Source organism: Burkholderia sp. BCC0419, from assembly GCF_902830285.1.
Lineage (GTDB): Bacteria > Pseudomonadota > Gammaproteobacteria > Burkholderiales > Burkholderiaceae > Burkholderia.
On sequence record NZ_CADESR010000001.1, the window covers coordinates 218566 to 237422 of the forward strand.

The 18857-nt window shown below is 67.0% G+C and carries 19 protein-coding genes; 8 read left to right on the forward strand and 11 right to left on the reverse strand.

Annotated elements, in window-relative coordinates; all coding sequences use genetic code 11:
- Window positions 1–145 precede the first annotated feature (145 nt).
- From HWW87_RS00975 to HWW87_RS01000, 6 genes are all read left to right on the forward strand, one after another.
- On the forward strand, window positions 146–448 hold the full coding sequence (locus HWW87_RS00975; RefSeq protein ID WP_175818890.1) for a hypothetical protein: 303 nt from the start codon (window positions 146–148) through the stop codon (window positions 446–448).
- A 383-nt stretch (window positions 449–831) separates the two neighbouring features.
- Window positions 832–1302, forward strand: coding sequence for a rhodanese-like domain-containing protein (locus tag HWW87_RS00980; protein ID WP_175818891.1), 471 nt, complete (start codon window positions 832–834; stop codon window positions 1300–1302).
- Window positions 1303–1330: 28 nt separating this feature from the next.
- Window positions 1331–2272, forward strand: a complete 942-nt coding sequence (epsC, locus tag HWW87_RS00985; protein WP_174387192.1) for a serine O-acetyltransferase EpsC — start codon at window positions 1331–1333, stop codon at window positions 2270–2272.
- Window positions 2273–2280: 8 nt separating this feature from the next.
- A complete protein-coding gene (locus HWW87_RS00990; RefSeq protein WP_175818892.1) occupies window positions 2281–2502 on the forward strand; it encodes a helix-turn-helix transcriptional regulator in 222 nt (73 codons plus the stop codon).
- A gap of 139 nt (window positions 2503–2641) precedes the next feature.
- A complete protein-coding gene (locus HWW87_RS00995) occupies window positions 2642–3574 on the forward strand; it encodes a family 2A encapsulin nanocompartment shell protein (protein WP_006479760.1) in 933 nt (310 codons plus the stop codon).
- The gene (locus HWW87_RS01000) at window positions 3549–5549 is read left to right on the forward strand and encodes a family 2A encapsulin nanocompartment cargo protein cysteine desulfurase (RefSeq protein WP_175818893.1); all 2001 of its coding nucleotides are present in this window, start codon (window positions 3549–3551) and stop codon (window positions 5547–5549) included. Before HWW87_RS00995 ends, HWW87_RS01000 begins: the two co-directional genes overlap by 26 nt.
- 74 nt (window positions 5550–5623) lie before the next feature.
- Here HWW87_RS01000 and HWW87_RS01005 read toward each other — a convergent pair whose 3' ends face one another.
- The 7 genes from HWW87_RS01005 to HWW87_RS01035 form a co-directional block, all read right to left on the reverse strand.
- Window positions 5624–6496, reverse strand: coding sequence for an acetylglutamate kinase (locus tag HWW87_RS01005; protein ID WP_175818894.1), 873 nt, complete (start codon window positions 6494–6496; stop codon window positions 5624–5626).
- Between the two features lie 48 nt (window positions 6497–6544).
- Window positions 6545–7066 (reverse strand): PTS sugar transporter subunit IIA, encoded by a 522-nt coding sequence (locus HWW87_RS01010; RefSeq protein ID WP_175818895.1) that lies wholly within the window; start codon window positions 7064–7066, stop codon window positions 6545–6547.
- 132 nt (window positions 7067–7198) lie between these two features.
- Window positions 7199–7420 carry a hypothetical protein gene (locus HWW87_RS01015; protein WP_175818896.1) on the reverse strand — a complete coding sequence of 74 codons (222 nt, stop codon included), beginning with the start codon at window positions 7418–7420 and terminating at the stop codon, window positions 7199–7201.
- A 421-nt stretch (window positions 7421–7841) separates the two neighbouring features.
- Entirely contained in the window at window positions 7842–9071 is a 1230-nt protein-coding gene (locus HWW87_RS01020; protein ID WP_244107111.1) for a hypothetical protein, read from the reverse strand.
- A 228-nt stretch (window positions 9072–9299) separates the two neighbouring features.
- On the reverse strand, window positions 9300–10940 hold the full coding sequence (groL, locus tag HWW87_RS01025) for a chaperonin GroEL (protein WP_175818898.1): 1641 nt from the start codon (window positions 10938–10940) through the stop codon (window positions 9300–9302).
- A 12-nt stretch (window positions 10941–10952) separates the two neighbouring features.
- The gene (gene groES / locus HWW87_RS01030) at window positions 10953–11243 is read right to left on the reverse strand and encodes a co-chaperone GroES (protein WP_048248265.1); all 291 of its coding nucleotides are present in this window, start codon (window positions 11241–11243) and stop codon (window positions 10953–10955) included.
- Window positions 11244–11384: 141 nt separating this feature from the next.
- Window positions 11385–12668: an alpha/beta fold hydrolase gene (locus tag HWW87_RS01035; protein ID WP_175818899.1), complete on the reverse strand. Its 1284-nt coding sequence runs from the start codon at window positions 12666–12668 to the stop codon at window positions 11385–11387.
- Window positions 12669–13043: 375 nt separating this feature from the next.
- On the opposite strand from HWW87_RS01035, the gene HWW87_RS01040 reads away from it, so the two are divergent.
- Window positions 13044–13724: a class II aldolase/adducin family protein gene (locus HWW87_RS01040; protein WP_175818900.1), complete on the forward strand. Its 681-nt coding sequence runs from the start codon at window positions 13044–13046 to the stop codon at window positions 13722–13724.
- Between the two features lie 130 nt (window positions 13725–13854).
- Window positions 13855–14982, forward strand: coding sequence for a sigma 54-interacting transcriptional regulator (locus HWW87_RS01045; protein WP_175818901.1), 1128 nt, complete (start codon window positions 13855–13857; stop codon window positions 14980–14982).
- Here HWW87_RS01045 and HWW87_RS01050 read toward each other — a convergent pair.
- The 4 genes from HWW87_RS01050 to HWW87_RS01065 are packed head-to-tail and all read right to left on the reverse strand — an operon-like array spanning window position 14973 to window position 18812.
- On the reverse strand, window positions 14973–15761 hold the full coding sequence (locus tag HWW87_RS01050; RefSeq protein ID WP_175818902.1) for an ABC transporter permease: 789 nt from the start codon (window positions 15759–15761) through the stop codon (window positions 14973–14975). The genes HWW87_RS01045 and HWW87_RS01050 overlap by 10 nt on opposite strands.
- Before the next feature lie 21 nt (window positions 15762–15782).
- A complete protein-coding gene (locus HWW87_RS01055; RefSeq protein WP_175818903.1) occupies window positions 15783–16598 on the reverse strand; it encodes an ABC transporter permease in 816 nt (271 codons plus the stop codon).
- Window positions 16598–17704, reverse strand: a complete 1107-nt coding sequence (locus tag HWW87_RS01060) for a PhnD/SsuA/transferrin family substrate-binding protein (RefSeq protein ID WP_175818904.1) — start codon at window positions 17702–17704, stop codon at window positions 16598–16600. The genes HWW87_RS01055 and HWW87_RS01060 overlap by 1 nt, the downstream gene beginning before the upstream one ends.
- Window positions 17705–17735: 31 nt before the next feature.
- Window positions 17736–18812, reverse strand: a complete 1077-nt coding sequence (locus tag HWW87_RS01065; RefSeq protein ID WP_175818905.1) for an ABC transporter substrate-binding protein — start codon at window positions 18810–18812, stop codon at window positions 17736–17738.
- Window positions 18813–18857 lie beyond the last annotated feature (45 nt).

The window sequence follows — 18857 nt, forward strand, 5'->3', positions numbered from 1 at the left end:
GATGATCTGTGGCATCTCACCCTCGATACGTAGTAAGCCTGATGTCGCGTTTTATCGTCTGGGTGGTGGTGAATAAGTTTCGGGACTTGGTCGAGATGATCATAGCTTTGTTCGATGTGACAGGAATTTGTGTCGGGGGAGCGAAATGGCAATTGATTTGTTTTGTTATCTCTCAATGGATCATGACGCGGTGAAGTCAGCTCTTGTCCGAATTGGTTCGAAGTATTCTGATATATTTGGTGGGAAATTTATAATTTCCCCTTCTCGTGATGCAGGTTGTGTGCTCAAAGGAATCGCGGCAGAGTATGGGGTGGTGGCTGAATCATTTTTCATGGTTTCATTGCGAGATAAGGGTTCGGCGAATTTGATTCCGATTGTTTCAAGAATTCTTGCTGATGAATTTAATGGATTAATATTAATTCTTCGGGATAACGAATATAGACGGTAGATGATTTCCGGTTTTGCAAGCGCGATGTCATCCGTTGCGCAAATGATCGAGATTTAACAACGATCATCTTCAAGCGGCCACTGTCGAGTGCCAAGCGAAGCACACCGGATTGATCGTCTTCCGTACTTCCTTTCAAATCCCTTCGATGCACCACATCGAACGGTCATCGCCTTTCATCTCCACCCCGCCAGCGACCGCGCATCGATAGCGCGCGTCTGCTATTGCATTCCCCGCGGCGCTGATTAGGAAATGAATTTTTATTGGTTCTGCTTCCCCGACCGCACTCGCATAGTGGCGCTGACGGCTATAGACAGCACGCAAGCTGCAACAGCCGCATTCCCGGTGTCTTTGTTCATACGAATCTGCGAAAACGAGGAAGTGTCATGACGGTTGAACTGCAAGAACGAACCGCTGCGCAGCAGGCGCTCGAAGACGCGCGCGCGGCAGCCGTGGCGGCCGGCATGCCCTATGCGGGCGGCGTCGCGCCGGCAGCCGCGTGGGCGCTGTTCTCGGCGGGCGACGCATTGCTGGTGGATGTGCGCACGGCCGAGGAACGGAAATTCGTCGGTTACGTGCCGGAGTCGCTGCACGTGCCGTGGGCGACCGGCACGAGCCTGACGCGCAACCCGCGCTTCGTGCGCGAACTGGAAGCGAAGACCGGCAAGGATGCGGTCGTGCTGCTGTTGTGCCGCAGCGGCAACCGCTCGGCGCAGGCGGCGGAGGCCGCGGCGAAGGGTGGTTTCACACAGGTATTCAACGTGCTCGAAGGCTTCGAGGGCGACCTCGACGAACGGCAGCATCGCGGCGGCCAAAACGGCTGGCGCTTTCGCGGCCTGCCATGGGCGCAGGATTGATTCACGGCCGTTACGGGGAGAAAGCTGCATGGCCGCATTCGATATCGACGACATCGTTCAATCGCTGCAGACGGTGCGCCGCGCATGGCGCGAAAAGCAGCGGCGCTCGCTCGAACCAGGCGGGCGCGATTTGCCGGCGCGCGAGGCACTTGCGCAGATCGTCGGCGCGCTGAAGGGCGTGCTGTTCCCGATGCGGCTCGGGCCGCCCGACCTGCGGCAGGAAAGCGAGAACTTCCACGTGGCCCACGCGCTCGACGCGGCGCTGAATGCGCTGCTCGCGCAGGTGACGCTCGAATTGCGCTACGCGGCGCGTCAGCGCAATGCCGACGGGCCGCCGCTCGATCGCATCGATGAAGTCGCGTCGACGGCCGTGCAGGCATTCGCCGCGCGTTTGCCGGAGATTCGCCGGCTGCTCGACAGCGATGTGCTGGCGGCCTTCCACGGCGATCCGGCGGCCGGCAGCGTCGATGAAGTGCTGCTGTGCTATCCGGGCATCCTCGCGATGATCCACCACCGGCTCGCGCATGAGCTGTACGGGCTCGGCCTGCCGCTGCTCGCACGGATCATCGCCGAGCAGGCGCATGCGGAAACGGGCATCGACATTCATCCAGGCGCGCGCATCGGCGCGGGCTTCTTCATCGACCACGGCACGGGTGTCGTGATCGGCGAGACGGCGATCATCGGCGAGCGTGTGCGCGTGTACCAGGCCGTCACGCTCGGCGCGAAGCGCTTTCCGCGCGATGCGGCCGGCCATCTGGAGAAAGGGCTCGCGCGCCATCCGATCGTCGAGGACGACGTCGTGATCTATGCGGGCGCAACGATCCTCGGCCGCGTGACGATCGGGCGCGGTGCGGTGATCGGCGGCAACGTATGGCTCACGCAGGACGTGCCGGCCGGCGAAAACGTCACGCAGGCCGTGCTGCGCAGCGAAGCGAACGCCGTGCCGCGCACGGCGGCGCGCGTCGCCTAGGAGGCGCGATGAGCGACCTCATCCATCACTTCGGCGCCAACGTGCGCAAGCTGCGCGAAGCGCGCACGTGGTCGCAGGAGCAGCTGGCCGAGCACGCGGGGCTGAACCGCTCGTACGTCGGCGAGATCGAGCGCGGCGAGGCGATCGCGTCGATCGTCACGGCCGACAAGATCGCGCGCGCGTTCGAGGTGTCGATCTCGACGCTGCTGCCGGGCGCGTACGTCACCTGAGGCCGCTTCCCCATCGTTTTCCCCTTTCGGGTGCACGACCTGACGGCTATAGCATGTTGAGCCGGCAGGGGCGTGCTTCCGATAATCACCCAGCGTCATAAGCAATCCCGTTTTTCATCTTAAGAACCCGGAGCCACACATGTCGACCGTTGCAAGCGGCACGGCCGCGCTGAGCGATCACGCCGCCCGCCAACTAGCGAACGCTACCAAGACCGTCCCGCAGCTTTCCACGATCACGCCGCGCTGGCTGACCCATCTGCTGCAATGGGTGCCGGTCGAGGCCGGCATCTATCGCCTGAACCAGGTGAAGAACCCGGAAGCCGTGCGCGCCGCGTGCACGCAGCTCGAGGACGAAAGCGTGCTGCCGCAGACCTTCGTGCCGTACGAGGAACAGCCGCGCGAGTACTTCCTCAACGCGGTGAGCACGGTGCTCGACGTGCATACGCGGATCTCCGATCTCTACAGCAGTCCTCATGACCAGATCAAGGAACAGCTGCGCCTGACGATCGAGACGATCAAGGAGCTGCAGGAAAGCCAACTGATCAACAACCCCGACTACGGGCTGCTCGCGAACGTGACCGACGAACAGCGGATCTTCCCGCTGACGGGCGCGCCGACGCCGGACGATCTCGACGAGCTGCTGACGAAGGTGTGGAAGGAGCCGGCATTCTTCCTCACGCACCCGCTCGCGATCGCCGCGTTCGGCCGCGAATGCACGCGGCGCGGCGTGCCGCCGCCGACGGTCAGCCTGTTCGGCTCGCAGTTCCTGACGTGGCGCGGCATTCCGCTGATTCCGTCGGACAAGGTGCCGGTCGCGGACGGCAAGACCAAGATCCTGCTGCTGCGCGTCGGCGACAAGCGCCAGGGCGTCGTCGGCCTGTATCAGCCGGGCGTCGCGGGCGAGCAGGGGCCGGGCCTGTCGGTGCGCTTCATGGGGATCAACAACCAGGCGATCGCGTCGTACCTGATCTCGCTGTATTGCTCGCTTGCGGTCCATTCGCCGGATGCGCTGGCTGTCCTCGATGACGTCGAAATCGCCAAGTTCCATGACTATCCCGACACCTACCGTTAATCCCGGCCTGGCCGGCGGCGACGCGCACGCGTTGCCGCATGCGCCGCTGCCGGCCGGCTTGCCCGACCCGGCGACGCTCGCGCGGCTCGCGTCCGAGTTCTTCGCGACGCCGCCCGGGCAGGCCACCGCGCCCGGGCTGTCGGCGGGCAGCGGCGCGGTCGGCGGCGTGCCGTCGGCATTGCCGGCGGCGGCGCCGATCCTCGCGTCCGTCAGCAATCCGGTGCCGGGCGGTTCGCCGCTCGCGGGCCCGGGCGGAGCAGGCACCGGCGTGCCGGGTCTTGCGTTGCCGCAAGGCAAGGTACCGGGCGCGAACCTCGCGCCGTCCGCGCCGACGCACGTGCTGTCGCTCGGCAACCGCGCACCCGCGCTCGCGCCGCATGCGGCTGCACAGAACGGGCTGCCCGACAACGCCGTGTCGATCGCGCCCGCGCTCGAACCGCGGGTCGGCGGCGCGGCGCTCGGCGTGCCGCAGGTGAACGCGGCCGCACCGGAAGGCGCGACGAAGGCGTCGCCGTACTACTTCACCGACGGTTCGCTGCAGGGCTGGCAGGCGACGCCGCAGGACATCGTCGTGCCGTCGAACGGCCTCGCGTCGCCGGAAGCGTTCGGGTTGCCCGGCGACGACGCGCTGCGCGCGCTGCTCGCCGTGCATCGCGACGTGCCGGTGTCGCGCGCGTCGGGTGCCGACGTGCCGCGCTACTTCATCGACGATGCGCAGGCAGCCGAGCCGCAAGGCCAACTGCATCGCGGCGCCCATCCGCCGTTCGACGTGAACGCGATCCGCCGCGATTTCCCGATCCTTCAGGAGCGCGTGAACGGCAAGCAGCTCGTCTGGTTCGACAACGCGGCGACGACGCACAAGCCGCAAGCCGTGATCGACCGCCTCGCATACTTCTACGCACACGAGAACTCGAACATCCACCGCGCGGCGCACGCACTGGCCGGCCGCGCGACGGATGCGTACGAGCATGCACGGGAAACGGTGCAGCGCTTCATTGGCGCATCGTCGCCCGACGAAATCGTGTTCGTGCGCGGCACGACCGAGGCGATCAACCTGATCGCGAAGACGTGGGGCGTGCAGCACGTCGGCGAAGGCGACGAGATCGTCGTGTCGCATCTCGAGCATCACGCGAACATCGTGCCGTGGCAGCAGCTTGCCGCGCAGAAAGGCGCGAAGCTGCGCGTGATTCCGGTCGACGATTCGGGGCAGGTACTGCTCGACGAATACCGGAAGCTGCTCAACGATCGCACGAAGATCGTGTCCGTCACGCAGGTGTCGAACGCGCTCGGCACGGTCGTGCCGGTGAAGGAGATCGTCGAGCTCGCGCATCGTGCGGGCGCAAAGGCGCTGGTCGACGGTGCGCAGTCGATTTCGCACATGCGTGTGGACGTGCAGGCGCTCGATGCGGATTTCTTCGTGTTCTCCGGGCACAAGATCTACGGGCCGACCGGGATCGGCGTCGTGTACGGCAAGCGCGCGATCCTCGACGACATGCCGCCGTGGCAGGGTGGCGGCAACATGATCGCGGACGTGACGTTCGAGCGCACGGTGTTCCAGCCGCCGCCGAACCGCTTCGAAGCCGGCACCGGCAACATCGCGGATGCGGTGGGGCTCGGCGCGGCGCTCGACTACGTGAACCGCGTCGGCATCGAGAACATCGCTCGCTACGAGCACGATTTGCTTGCGTACGCAACGAGTGTGCTCGCGCCGGTGCCGGGCGTGCGGCTCGTCGGTACCGCGCGCGACAAGGCGAGCGTGCTGTCGTTCGTGCTGAAGGGCTATGAAACCGAGGAAGTCGGGCAGGCGCTGAACGAAGAGGGCATCGCGGTGCGCTCGGGGCATCACTGCGCGCAACCGATTCTGCGGCGCTTCGGGCTCGAAGCCACGGTGCGGCCGTCGCTCGCGTTCTACAACACGTGCGATGAAGTCGATGCGCTGGTGAGTGTCGTCAGGAGACTGGCGGCGCGACGCTGACGTCGTTGCGATGTCGATGCTTGCCCGCTTGCGGCGGCCTTCGCGGGCCGCCTCAAGCGTTTTCATGCTACCTATCAGAAGCGCACGACCGGCTTCTGCTCGACACTGAACCCGTCGCGCAGCACGCACGCCGAATCGGCGAAGTAGCGGCGGATTTCCGACAGCAGATCGGTGTTGCCGCGCCGGCAGAACACTACGCCCGATCCTTCCTCCGTCAACAGTTCATCGATCAGCGATTCGGGTTGTCCGAGATCGGCGAGATGGACGTTCTGCACGCCGTGCGCGAGCGCATCGAGCGCGTCCCGTACGCACGGCGCTGCCTCGGCGGCCGGATGCTCGGCGAGCCATTGCTCGAGCTCCGTGATGCCGTACAGACCGGCAAGCTCGCCGAGTTCGCGCAGCAATGCGCTGCCGACCATCATCACCAGCGTGACGGCGCCCGTGCGTTGCGCGAACAGGCTGCCGAGCCGTTCCGGGCGCAGCAGGCGATCATGGCCCGCATCGTCCGGTGCGACCGGCATCACGACAGGCACCAGTCCGTGGTCGAGAAACGCATTCAACGCGGCGCCGTCGAACCGCGCGACCGCGCGGTCGGGTTCCGCGCTGGCGATCAGCAGACCACCGTCGTGACCGTCGATGCCGATCGCCCGGGCGCCGTGGCTGCCGATCAGGCGTACCAGTTCATGATTGACGCCGGCCATGGCGGCGTGCACGGTATGGACCGATTGCGTGGCGGACGCGGTCGGAATGCTTTGGATCACGATCGGGCGGATACCGGTGAGCGCGAGCAGCGCGACATCCTGCGCGAAGGCGGTGCGCCTGCGGGCGTCGCTCGCGGCACCGCCGTCGACGATGACGACGGTCTGCCCATGCAGCGCCTGCATGAACGGCAGCGAGCGGGTCAGGCTGGCCACGCGTCGGGCGGGAGTTTCAGGGTCTGGGAACATGGGAATCCAAAATGATGAAGGGGATACCTGTCGTCGCACGATGTTGGGTCAAACAGTGCATTGCAGGAGCCGGTGAATCTCATCGGGCGTCTGCGCGTTGCGCGACACCTGTCGGGTCGCGCGTTCGCTGAACCATCGCGCGGCATCGGCGAGCAGTTCGAGGTGCGCGCGGTCATCCGCTTGCGGCAGCACCAGCACGATGAACTCGCGCACGGGCTTGCAGTCCGGCGCGTTGAACGCGAATGGGTACCGAGCGCGAACGAACAGCGCGGCGGCCGAGCCGAGCCCGGCGACGCGTGCATGCGGAATCGCGACGCCTTGCCCAAGGCCGGTCGAGCCGAGTTGTTCGCGCTTGATCAGTTCGGCCTGGATCCGTTCCGCGGATACGCCGCTGCTGCGCGCGACATGGCGTGCGGCGAGGTCGAACAACTGGATCGCGCTTTCCACCGGCACGTCGAGCAGGATGTGGTCCGGCGGACAGGCGTCGGCGAGCCGAGCCGCGAACGACGTGCTACTGCGTCGGTGAGGGAGGTCGGATTGGCCGCCGACGGCGGCCTGCTGCGTTTGCATGCGGATCTCTCCGTGTCGGGATGACAGGGAAATCCTAGACAAACCCGCGTAAAGACGGTGTCAGATACGTGGGGGCCGGGCATTAAAATTTCGTATCGAGCGCCGATGGAGCCGCGCCCGATCCGGATGGCGTCAGGTGCCCGACAGGATGAACGGTAGCGTCGTCAGCAGAAACACCGAAATGCCGACGACCGGTGCACCGAACGCGATTGCCGCGAACGCCACCGCCGCGCTCGCCAGCATGAGCGTTCTCGACATCCGGCGATGCCGGTCGTGCGCCGTCGTTCGGTCCTCGCGGATGGCATGGGTCCGCGCGCCGATCACGTGTTTCCAGAACGTCAAGCCAAGCATCATTTCATTGCTCCTGTATGAAAGACGATCGAGGCGGGGCGTGCGATGCTCCGCTATCGAAATTTCCGTGAATGAAATCAGTAATGCAAAGTAACTGGATCGTCTCGGTAGATCGATGACGTGTCGTTACACGGAATGTGTCGCATGCACGTGCTCGAACGCGCGCATGGCGATGCATGACCACCGCATCGACACCGTGTTCAAGCGTGCACGGGAAGGACTACGGCGCGCACCGTTCGCGTGGCGGCAGGACGGTGGCTCGGGAAGGAGACGCAGGCGTCCGGCCTGTCAGGCGGAAAAGCAACTCGGAGGGCGAGGACTTCGAATGCGCATGGCGCGTGCTCGGAGGTGGATGGCGAACCCATTCTAGTGAACGGATGCGCGGGCGCAAGTAAAAAGGTCGTAAAGGCGTGTGAATCGCCGGTTACGTACACTGCCATAGATGTGCGCTAGTGCGGCAGGGCGCGCACCAGAACGTGTAGTTCGCGCCGCCGCTGCCCCACAGCCATGCGCTGCCATCGACCTGCGGAAGATGTGAATCGAGCTGCATCGCGAAGTACATCGCGCGGCCGCAATCGGGGCAAGCGGGATACCACGCAGACTGCACCCACGACGGCGGACCGCCTATACGGCTCAGGTTTTGCCGGTCGTTCGACTCGCCCCAGTCCTGCCAGGCCCAGCGCGCGGGGGCGGCAAAGAGCGTGACGTCGGATTCCACAAACGTGGCGGCCGGGTAGTCGGGCTGGATCGCGGTGTCGCGCTGCTGCGATGGATGAGCGGTCGGATGGCCCCACTCGTCGTGCCGGTAGAACAGCGGGCCGTCGCTCTCCCAGCCGAGACACGACAGGCAGGTGTCGAACGACACAGGTGTTGCGCTGTCGATACCGGCTTCGGTCGGTTGCGGCAGTGTCACCAGGCGGTGCAGCGGCTGATGGCACAGGCCGCATCGGTGCGTCGACACGCCGCCGAAGTGCGCCATCCATCGATGCGATTCGCCTGCGTGCCAGGTTGCATGATTCGCCTGAATTTCGCGTTTCCACTTCGGCATCTCGCGAAGCGCTGGCGCCCGCAACGTTCGTCCGAAGTCGATATGCAGCGGCGACGCGCCGTGCAATGTGCGCAACGTGCCGTGCTCAAGCGTGTAGCCGGTGGACATGAGCCAGTTAGCGGCTTGCTGTGGATTGTCCGGAAAAAGCCGGGCCACCGCGTCGAGCACGGCTGCAGGTTGTCGCGAATGGAGCAGTGCGACAGCGCGTGCGCGCGCCGCATCGTCAAGGGCAGGGGCTTCCGCAAGCCGTTGGCGCCACGCGTCGATCGTCGCAGGATCGAGCGCCCGCCACGCGTGCTCCGAGAGATACAGGCTCGGCGACCGCGGGCCGAGGACTACGTCGAGCAGTGTGTTCCAGTGACCGGAAAACACCTGCGGCAACCGTAGCGCCACGCTCGACAGGACATTCGCGAGCCGCTCGTTCCACGCGCCTTCGAGCACCCGTCGCCACGCTTCGGCGGCAACTTTCTCGAACGAGGTGTCGTCCATCAGATCGAGTGCAGCGTCGATGAACGTCGCATGCGGCAACGTGCGCTCAAACGACGCGATGACGAGATCGACGAGCGCGGCTGGTTCATCGCGCCGCAGTGCGAGCATCTGCGCCATCGGGTCGTTGCCGGTCCAGCCGAGGCGTTCGTAATCGTCCAGAATGGTTTGTGCGGTAGGCATGGGAGCTGAACGGTGGTCGTTCGCTTCATCTTACCCGAGCACGGTAACGGCTCCGCAGATGGTCGATTCCAAAGAAAAACGCGTGACGATTTTCGTCGCCACGCGTTTCCTTTTTCTGCATGACTGCGTGTACGCCGACGAACCGGCGCGCACGTTGCCGCGTCGTCAGAAATCGAACCCCGGCCCGCCCGCGCCGGGGCCGCCCGGCGCGGCGGACGGCGCCGCATCCTTCGGTGCTTCGAACACGGTCGCATCGGTCGTCAGCAGCAGCCCGGCCACCGACGCCGCGTTCTGCAGTGCGGTGCGCGTGACCTTGGTCGGATCGAGCACGCCCGATTCGACAAGATCGCCGTACTCGCCCGTCTGCGCGTTGTACCCGAAGTTGCCCGTGCCTTCCGCGACCTTCGCGACGACGACGCTCGCTTCCTCGCCCGCGTTCGTGACGATCTGGCGCAGCGGTTCTTCCAGCGCGCGCAGCACGATCTTGATGCCTGCGTCCTGATCGGCGTTCACGCCCTTCAGTTCGCGGATCGCCTGCCGCACACGGATCAGCGCGACGCCGCCGCCCGGCACGATGCCTTCCTCGACGGCCGCGCGCGTGGCGTGCAGTGCGTCGTCGACGCGATCCTTCTTCTCCTTCACCTCGATTTCGGTCGCGCCGCCGACCTTGATCACCGCCACGCCGCCCGCGAGCTTCGCGACGCGTTCCTGCAGTTTTTCACGGTCGTAGTCGGACGTCGCTTCGTCGATCTGCACGCGGATCTGCTTCACGCGGGCTTCGATATTCTTCGCATCGCCCGCGCCGTCGATCACGGTCGTGTTTTCCTTGCCCACCTCGATGCGCTTCGCCTGGCCGAGCTCGGCGAGCGTGGCCTTCTCGAGCGTCAGGCCCGTTTCCTCGGCGATCACCTGGCCGCCGGTGAGGATCGCGATGTCCTCGAGCAGCGCCTTGCGGCGATCGCCGAAGCCCGGCGCCTTGACCGCGACCGTCTTCAGGATGCCGCGGATGTTGTTCACGACGAGCGTCGCGAGCGCTTCGCCTTCGACGTCTTCCGCGATGATCAGCAGCGGCCGGCCCGACTTGGCGACCTGTTCGAGCACCGGCAGCAGGTCGCGGATGTTCGAGATCTTCTTGTCATGCAGCAGGATGTACGGGCTTTCGATCTCGGCGATCTGCTTGTCCGGATTGTTGATGAAATACGGCGACAGGTAGCCGCGATCGAATTGCAGCCCTTCGACGACGTCGAGCTCGTCGGCGAGCGACTTGCCGTCCTCGACGGTGATCACGCCTTCCTTGCCGACGCGGTCGATCGCCTCGGCGATGCGCTGGCCGATCGATTCCTCACCGTTCGCGGAGATCGTCGCGACCTGCGCGATTTCCTTGCTCGTGGTGGTCGGCCGGCTGATCTTCTTCAATTCGTCGACGGCCGCTGCGACGGCCTTGTCGATGCCGCGCTTCAGGTCGAGCGGATTGAGCCCGGCCGCGACGTATTTCTGGCCTTCGCGGACGATCGCCTGCGCGAGCACGGTGGCCGTCGTCGTGCCGTCCCCGGCCGCGTCGCTGGTGCGCGACGCGACTTCCTTCACGAGCTGCGCGCCGATGTTCTGGAGCTTGTCCGCGAGTTCGATTTCCTTCGCGACCGACACGCCGTCCTTCGTGACGACGGGCGCGCCGAAGCTGCGTTCGAGCACGACGTTGCGGCCTTTCGGCCCGAGCGTGACCTTCACCGCGTTCGCGAGGATGTTCACGCCTTCGGTCAGCTTCGACCGTGCGACGTCGCTGAAAATGATTTCCTTGGCTGCCATGATTGCGCTCCGTTATTGATTGACGACCGCGACGATGTCTTCCTCGCGCAGCACGAGAAACTCGTTGCCGTCCACCTTGACGGCTTGCCCCGCGTACTTGCCGAACAGCACGCGTTCACCGACCTGAAGGTCGAGCACGATGCGCTGGCCGTCCGCGTCCTTGCGGCCGGGGCCGACGGCGATCACTTCGCCCTGGTCGGGCTTTTCGGCGGCGCTATCGGGAATCACGATGCCCGATGCGGTGGTGGTTTCCTGGTCGAGTCGCTTCACGATCACGCGGTCGTGCAAGGGGCGTAGGCTCATCTTTTCGTCCTGTGCTGTTCTGTCGAAATGGGCTGGCACTCTTTAACAGAGAGTGCTGACGAGTATAAAAATGCGCGGCCGCTCGATCCAATAACGGATTTGCACAAGCATTCGCGCCGTCGTGCAAAGCGCCGTGAACCGTTATTGCGACACGGCTGGCTGCGCGACCGGCGAGCAGACCGGGCGGATCGTCTCGCCGGCCAGCACGCGCTTCACGAACGGAATCGAATCGGCGAGCGATGCGTTCACGGTGCCGTTGTGCTCGTGGCCCGCATACAGATGCGCCTCGACCGTCGTGCCCGCCGCGCACGCGTCCCTGGCGAGCGCGAGTTCGAGCGGCGCGAGCCCGTCGTCCGCGCCCGCACCGATGAAGACGGGCGTCGCGATCTTCAGCGTCGGGTACTTCAGGTAGTCGTTCCACCACGCCTTCAGCCGCGCGTCGCCGCCCGGCTTCACGGTGGTCGCGTGCGTGAGGTGCGCGAGCGCCGCATCGTCTTCGAGCGACGCGAGGCAACTGATGCGCGCCTGTTCGAGGATCGGCAGCGCGGTGTCGGTCAGCACGTCATCGGCGCGCAGCGACGGGTCGATCTGTTGCGCGGACAGCACCGAGTAGAACTGGTACGCGAGCGTCGGATCGACGCGCTCGGGGTCGCGCCGGTAGGCCGTCTCGAACTTCGGCAGCGACGCGAGCGTCGCATGCGACGCGTTGTAGATCGTGCCGGTCGCGACGGTCGCGCGGATCGCCAGTTCGGGCGCATAGACCGGCGCGTAGCCGGCTGCCGCGATCACGGCCGAGCCGCCTTGCGACTGGCCGACGAGCACGACTTCGTTCGCGAGGCCCGGCACGCCGCCGAGCACCGCGCGCACGCTGTCGAGCAGCGTGTAGCCGTTCGAGCGGTTGTTGAGCTGCGGATTCGGGCCGGGCGTGCCGAGCCCCTGATAGTCGGTTGCGACCACCGCGAATCCTTGCTGGAGCCACGCGTTCAGGTAGCGCACGTCGCGATACGAGCGGCCGAACCACGACGGCGCGCAGATGTCGGCCATCCCGAACGTGCCATGCGCCCACGCGACGATCGGCCAGCCGCCGGCCGGCGGCGTGCCGCGCGGCACGAACAGCGCGCCCGACACCGCGATCGGCGTGCGGCCGCCGATGCCGTCGGTCGACGCGTACAGGATGCGCAGTTGCCGGCCGGCGCTCGCGAGCCCGAGCGTCGCGGGCAGCGGTTCGGTGCGCAACAGCGCGCCGGGCGTCGCCGGAATGTCGCGGTCCCACGTGTAGAACGCGGAGACGCGGCCGTCGCCCTGCGACGGGTCGGGGGCGGGAACATGGCCGGGCGAAGCCGCGAGCGAAACGACGGAGGGCACGGCGAGTGCCGATACGAGCAGCGTGCGCGCGGCGAGGCCGTGCAGGGAAAGAAGCGTCATGGTCGGATGGAGGTCGATGAGAGCGGATGCGCCGGGCAATGCCGGCGCGGGCCGAGAGCGATGCAAGTTTCGAACCAGCGGGGGCGTTGCGTACGCGACGCGCGGCACGGCAGGCAATCGCTCCGTGCCGCGCGCATCGCGCACGGGCGCCGGCTGCGTGTCGTGCAGCAATCTCGGCCGACACGTTGTTGCTTCCGCAACAGACACGTATGCGCGGGCTGCATTGCGCAAGTCGAGCATCGGGGGCCTGCGCCGCGCCAGCCGGCCTTCGATACGCGCGTCGCAGCGCTGGCACGATTGCTGCTGATTCGTTGACCGTGCGTCGCGGCGTTGCGACGCGAGCCCATCCGTTCAACCAATCAAGGAAACTTCCTCATGTCCGTCACCCAAGCCGTCGACAGCGGCGAACTCGTGGCATTCGTCGAGCGCGCCACGCGAGAATTCGCGCAGGCCGCGCGCGTGCTGAAGGAAACGCGCACGCTGTCCGCGACCAACACGTTCCAGGCGTTCCAGCGCGTGCCGGGCACGGAGCTCGTCGTCGCGCTGTCGGCGCCGAGCCCGTGGGCCGCGTCGCAGGAGGTCCAGCCGGTCGTCGTGACGCTCGACGGCGACGTGCTGCACGGCGACGCGCGCGCGGGCGGCAACGGCCCGCGCTACGCGGGCGTGTTCCGCGAGGCGCCGGAAGTCGATGTCGTGATCCATGTGCACGGCCCATATCTCGGCGCGTGGGCGAGCGCGCATCGTCCGCTGCCGATCCGTTATGCGCCGGCCGCCCGCTACACGCGGGCGCGCGAAATCCCCGTCTATGTCGATCGCCGCCCCGGCGAGCCGCGTTTCATCGTCGACACGATCCGGCGCGATCCCGACGTGCCGGCGATCATCGAGGCAAACGGCGGCGCGACGTTCTGGGGCAAGTCGATCCTCGACGTGTCGAAGTACATCCTGATCCTCGAGGAAGCCGCGTATTTCCAGGCGCTCGCGGAACCGCTCGGCGGCTCGCTCGAATTCGGGCCGGGCGCGCTCGAGCAGCAATGGAAGATGACCGGCCTCGCGTGACGCCGCGTGACGCCGCGCGGCGGCCGGCGCAATCCGGCCGCCGTCATACCGATAGCTCGATGAATTGGTTCGTGGCCGGCGTGCGCCTTGCTATCGTCGAACCTTCCCCGTTCAACACGCCGGTCGTGCCATGGCCATCTTCAGCTTGCCGGACCCGACTTCGCACGCGATCACGATCCGCGCGAAGGCGCTGACGTTCGACGATCCCAAATCGCGGGTGCTGCTCGAACGCATCCAGCTCGTCGCGCCGAGCGATGCGACGGTACTCGTCACCGGCGAGAGCGGCACCGGCAAGGAGCTGATCGCGCGCCTCGTGCATTCGCTGAGCGAGCGTCATGACGGGCCGTTCGTCGCGGTGAACTGCGGCGCGTTTTCGGAAACGCTGATCGAAAGCGAGCTGTTCGGCCACGAGCGCGGCGCGTTCACCGGTGCGATCAACAGCCAGCCCGGCTGGTTCGAATCCGCGAATCGCGGCACGCTGTTTCTCGATGAAGTGGGCGACCTGCCGCTGTCCGCGCAGGTCAAGCTGCTGCGCGTGCTGCAGGAGCGCGAGGTGACGCCGGTCGGCTCGCGCAAGACCGTGAGGATCGACGTGCGGCTCGTCGCGGCGACCAACGTGAATCTCGAAGCCGCGGTGCGCGCGGGCAATTTCCGCGAGGACCTGTACTACCGGCTCAACGTCGTGAAGCTGAGCCTGCTGCCGCTGCGGGAGCGGCCGGGCGACATCGCGCCGCTGATCGAGCACTTCATCGACACCTACGCGAAGCGGCTGCGCGTGGCCGCGCCGACGCTGACCGACGCCGCCCGCGCGCGGCTGCATGCGCACGCATGGCCCGGCAACATCCGCGAACTGGAGAACGTGATTCACCACGCGGTGCTGATCTGCGCGGGCGGCGCGATCGACGTCGGCGACCTGCAGTTCTCCGCGCTGTCGCTCGCGCCCGACCCGGCCGACGCTCCGGGCGCGGCCGCCGCGCCGCCGCGCCGCGCGCGCGACGTGGCCGAAGCGACCGACGCACTGCGCCACGCGGTGATCGAACTGCTGGATCTCGGCACGCCGGCGCTGTGGCAGCACATCGAGGACACCGTGTACCGCAGCGTGTTCGACTACAGCGAGCACAACCAGTTGCGGATGTCGCGCCTGCTCGACCAGTCGCGCAACATCGTCCGCGCACGGCTCGCGCAGCTCGGCATCCTGAAGCCGCGCGACGCGGGCGACGGCGGCGACGCCGACGCGCGGCTGCGCCGTCAGGCGTGATCGCGCCAGCGCAGCGCGCGCTGCGCGATTCGCTCGCATAACGCACTCATGCCGACGGCCAGCGCCGTCACGCCCAGCACGCACACCAGCAGCACGTCGGCGCGCGCGCCGGCCTGCGCGTTCTGCATCAGGCTGCCGACGCCGGCGCCCGTGTTGAACAGCAGCTCGCTGCTGGTCGCGGTGATCCATGCGAACGGCACGGCCTGCAGCACGCCCGCGAACAGGTCGGGCAACGCGCCGGGGATCAGCACGTCGCGCCACAGGCCGACGCGGGTCAGGCGATACGACTGCGCGAGTTCGACATAGCGCGGATCGACGCGGCGCAACCCGTCGAAGCTGGCGGTGGTCATCGGGTAGAACGCGGCGAGCGCGATGATGAACACCTTCGCGAATTCGCCGGTGCCGGCCCACAGGCTCAGCAGCGGAATCAGCCCGAGCAGCGGCACGTAGCGCAGCGCCTGGAACGCCGGCTCGCCGAGCTTGCGCGCGAGCGGCGAACGCGCCATCGCCGCGCCGAACACGAGCCCGAACGCAACGCCGAACCCGAGCCCGAGCGTCGTGCGGCGCAGGCTCGCGCCGAGATCGGTCGCGAGTTCGCCGCTGCGCGCGAGTTCGAGCAGCGCGGCGCCGACCTGCTGCAACGGCACGAACGCATATTGATGGGCCGCGTCGCCGGACGATGCGGTTTGCCAGGCCGCCAGCAGCAAGGCCGGTACGACGAGACCGCGCGCGCGGCGGCACAGCGGGGCGAACGGGAAAATGCGGGGCACGAAAGTCATTCCGAAGCGGTTCCGATCGGGTCAGCGCGCGGGCGTCTGCCAGCGCAATGCGTAACGCTGCACGAGCGCGATCGAGCGGTCGAGCGCGAAGCCGATCAGCCCGATCGCCGCGACGTCGACGAGCACGACGTCGAGCCGCAGCATCTGCCGCGCGAGTTCCATCATCTGGCCGATTCCGCTATCCGCACTGAGCAGCTCGACCGCGACGAGCGCGAGCCACGCACGCGCGAGCGCGATCCGCACGCCGGTCAGCAGCGGCGGCAGCGCGGCCGGCAGCAGCACGTCGCGCAGCAGTGCGAAGCGGCCCAGCCCGTAGTGGCGCGCCATCTCGACGAGATCGCGCGGCGCGTCGTGCACGCCCGTGTACGCGGCCAGTGCGACCGGAAAGAACACGGCCTTGCCGACGACGACGAGCTTCAACGGTTCGTCGACGCCGATCAGCAGGATCAGCAGCGGAATCAGCGTGAGTGTCGGTAGCTGCCGCAGCAGGTCGAAGGTCGGTCGCAGGTAGTCGGCAAACAGCCGGCTGCGCGCGAGCAGGATGCCGAACGCGGCGCCGCTGGTCGCGCCGATCGCGAAACCGAGCGCGAGACGATGCAGCGTGATCGACAGGTTGTCCCGCAGTTCGCCGGTGTCGAGCAGCGTGCGCAGCGTCGCCGCGAGGCGGCCGGGCGGCACGACGAGCTGCGGCGGAAACCAGCGCTGCGCGCTCGCGAGCCACCACAGTGCGGCGAATGCGACGGGCGTGATCCACCACAGCGCGTGGTCGCCGAGCCGCGCGACGCTCGGCAGGCGGATGGCGCGCAAGCCGTTCGGCGCGAGGGCGCGCATCGGCATCAGCGGCTCGCGACGCGCGGGGCGTCGGCGCGCCAGTAGCCGTCGAGGCCGAGCTGCTTGAGCGCGGTCGACACGAAGGTCGGCGCGAGCAGCGCATTCACGTCGACCGGCGCGGACGTCAGCCCGGCCTGGCGGCTGTACGCGACGACGTCGCGGTAATGGCCGGTCAGCGCCGGCGTGAAGAGCGGCGTCCATTGCTCCTTCCACGGCGTCGCTTCGTCCGCGTATTCGCGGCGCACGACGCTTTCCGGCTGGCCGGATGCGCTCAGGATCTTCACGTACGCGTCGCGGTTCTGCGGCTGCGAGATCCAGTGCGCGGCGCGCACGTAGGCCGTCGCGACGAGCTGCGTGATGTCGGGGTAGCGCCGCACGAAATCGTCGGATGCCCACAGTTCCGCGCGCATCTTCCAGTCGTCGGGGGCGGTCTTGGTCGACCAGATGATCTTGCCGACGTGCTTGTCGACGAGCGAATACGCGTCGGACAGCGTGAAGAAGCCGTCGACGCGGCCGGCCGCGACGGCGGCTGCGCCGGCTTGAGGATCGAGGTTGTAGATCCTGAAGTCGGACAGCTTCAGCCCGTTCTCGGCGAGCAGCTTGCTGAACGGGACTTCCCACGGCCGGCCGCGATTGAGCGCGATGCGCTTGCCCTTGAGATCGACGATCGACTTCGCGGTCGAACCGGCCGGCACGACCAGATATGTGTTGCTGCCGACGCCGCCCGGCACGATCAGGCGCGTATGCGTGCCCGACGCGTTGACGACCACCGACGGCAGGTCGCCGTAGCCGGCGAAATCGATGCTGCCGTTCGTGAATGCCTCGTTGACGAGCGTGCCGACCGCGGCGGTCGACACCGGCACCCATTGCAGCGTCACGTGTCGCGCGGCGAGCGCTTTTTCGAGCGACTTGTCGGCGTCGATCAGCGCGGAGGCGCCCGCGTATTGCGTCTTGCCGCCGCTCGAATACGCGACGACGGCGATCCGCACGACCTTGGGCGCGTCTTCCGCGTGGGCGGCGGAAGTGGCGAGCGATGCGACGGCCAATGGCAGCGCAGCGAGCAGCGCGCGCAGCGGGCGACGCAGCGACGCGAGGGAGAGGGTGGGTTTCATGATGGTCCGGAGCAATGAACGGTAAAGGGGCTCACGCGCGTTTTTGCAGCGAGGGCCGCAACACGTCGGCGAGCGGGCGCGGATCGATCCAGTCGGCGACGTCGAAGTCGGCTTCCAGAAAACCGTGGTCGTGCAGGAACGTCTTGAACTCGTCGAGCGCGGCGACCGATTCGTCGTCGAGATTGACGCCGAGGTGCCGGTGCAACTGGTTGCCGTACGCGGCGCGCACCCAGTCGATCGACGATGCGGTTTCGCCGGCCACGTAGTGCGCGGTTTCGTCGGGATGCGTGCCGGCCCATTCGCCGGCGGCGACCACGAGTTTCAGGAAGCCGGCGACGATGTCGGGATGGTTTGCGAGCACGTCCGCGTTGACGGTCAGCGGGCGCGGCGTGCCGTTGTTGTTGCGGATCGAGCGCTCCGGATGAAAGCCGATGTCGATCACGACGTGCGCGCCGATCAGTTGCGCGATCTCGAGGCCCGTCGAGCCCTTCACGTAGATCGCGTCGACTTCGCCGCGCAGCAGCGCGCCGGCTTCGGCCGCATACAGCGCGCGGCTCGAAAAGCCGTGCGGCGACGCGAACAGGTTCGCCGCGCGCGCGGGCCCGACGGCCTGCAGCGTGCGGGCGCGCACGTCGACGCGTTCGACGTCGCGCAGCGTCAGCCCGTCGAGGCTCAGCGCGTTGACGAAGCCGCGCAGCGCCGACGCGCGAAAGATGTCGATGCGATCGTCGGGGCGGCTCGGGATCGCGATCCGGCGCCCGCGCAACGCCTTCACGGAGCGGATGCCCGACTCGGGGCGCACGAGGATCAGTTGCGATTCGTCGACCCACGACAGCCCGATCACACGCGTGTTTGCGTCGTTCGAGCGCGCCCACATCGCGGGGATGCTGCCGCCCTGGCGAAACGACTGCGCGAGCGTGTGATCGCTGATCGACGACACGTCGTGCCGCGTGGCGCCGCGCGGCGAACGGATCGCGACGCCGTCGGCCGAGGTCTCGCCGTTGAGCCAGCCGAGATGCACGGCGATGCCGAGCGGCGTCGGCACCGGCGATCGGGCATACCAGAACGTCTGCTGCTTGTTCGATGACGAATCGGGCCTGTCTGTCATGTGTGAGATTCCCCTGTCTGGGTAAGCGTGGTCGAGGCGCGGTGT

Excerpts from the sequence above, each read along its gene's own strand:
- HWW87_RS01050 (WP_175818902.1), bottom strand. The coding sequence starts at position 15,761 with ATGACTTTCGTGCCCCGCATTTTCCCGTTCGCCCCGCTGTGCCGCCGC.
- HWW87_RS00980 (WP_175818891.1), top strand. The coding sequence starts at position 832 with ATGACGGTTGAACTGCAAGAACGAACCGCTGCGCAGCAGGCGCTCGAA.
- epsC (WP_174387192.1), top strand. The coding sequence starts at position 1,331 with ATGGCCGCATTCGATATCGACGACATCGTTCAATCGCTGCAGACGGTG.
- HWW87_RS01045 (WP_175818901.1), top strand. The coding sequence starts at position 13,855 with ATGGCCATCTTCAGCTTGCCGGACCCGACTTCGCACGCGATCACGATC.
- HWW87_RS01010 (WP_175818895.1), bottom strand. The coding sequence starts at position 7,066 with ATGCAAACGCAGCAGGCCGCCGTCGGCGGCCAATCCGACCTCCCTCAC.
- HWW87_RS01000 (WP_175818893.1), top strand. The coding sequence starts at position 3,549 with ATGACTATCCCGACACCTACCGTTAATCCCGGCCTGGCCGGCGGCGAC.
- HWW87_RS01035 (WP_175818899.1), bottom strand. The coding sequence starts at position 12,668 with ATGACGCTTCTTTCCCTGCACGGCCTCGCCGCGCGCACGCTGCTCGTA.
- HWW87_RS01020 (WP_244107111.1), bottom strand. The coding sequence starts at position 9,071 with ATGGCGCAGATGCTCGCACTGCGGCGCGATGAACCAGCCGCGCTCGTC.
- groES (WP_048248265.1), bottom strand. The coding sequence starts at position 11,243 with ATGAGCCTACGCCCCTTGCACGACCGCGTGATCGTGAAGCGACTCGAC.
- groL (WP_175818898.1), bottom strand. The coding sequence starts at position 10,940 with ATGGCAGCCAAGGAAATCATTTTCAGCGACGTCGCACGGTCGAAGCTG.
- HWW87_RS00975 (WP_175818890.1), top strand. The coding sequence starts at position 146 with ATGGCAATTGATTTGTTTTGTTATCTCTCAATGGATCATGACGCGGTG.
- HWW87_RS01040 (WP_175818900.1), top strand. The coding sequence starts at position 13,044 with ATGTCCGTCACCCAAGCCGTCGACAGCGGCGAACTCGTGGCATTCGTC.
- HWW87_RS00995 (WP_006479760.1), top strand. The coding sequence starts at position 2,642 with ATGTCGACCGTTGCAAGCGGCACGGCCGCGCTGAGCGATCACGCCGCC.
- HWW87_RS01055 (WP_175818903.1), bottom strand. The coding sequence starts at position 16,598 with ATGCCGATGCGCGCCCTCGCGCCGAACGGCTTGCGCGCCATCCGCCTG.
- HWW87_RS01065 (WP_175818905.1), bottom strand. The coding sequence starts at position 18,812 with ATGACAGACAGGCCCGATTCGTCATCGAACAAGCAGCAGACGTTCTGG.
- HWW87_RS01060 (WP_175818904.1), bottom strand. The coding sequence starts at position 17,704 with ATGAAACCCACCCTCTCCCTCGCGTCGCTGCGTCGCCCGCTGCGCGCG.
- HWW87_RS01005 (WP_175818894.1), bottom strand. The coding sequence starts at position 6,496 with ATGTTCCCAGACCCTGAAACTCCCGCCCGACGCGTGGCCAGCCTGACC.
- HWW87_RS00990 (WP_175818892.1), top strand. The coding sequence starts at position 2,281 with ATGAGCGACCTCATCCATCACTTCGGCGCCAACGTGCGCAAGCTGCGC.
- HWW87_RS01015 (WP_175818896.1), bottom strand. The coding sequence starts at position 7,420 with ATGATGCTTGGCTTGACGTTCTGGAAACACGTGATCGGCGCGCGGACC.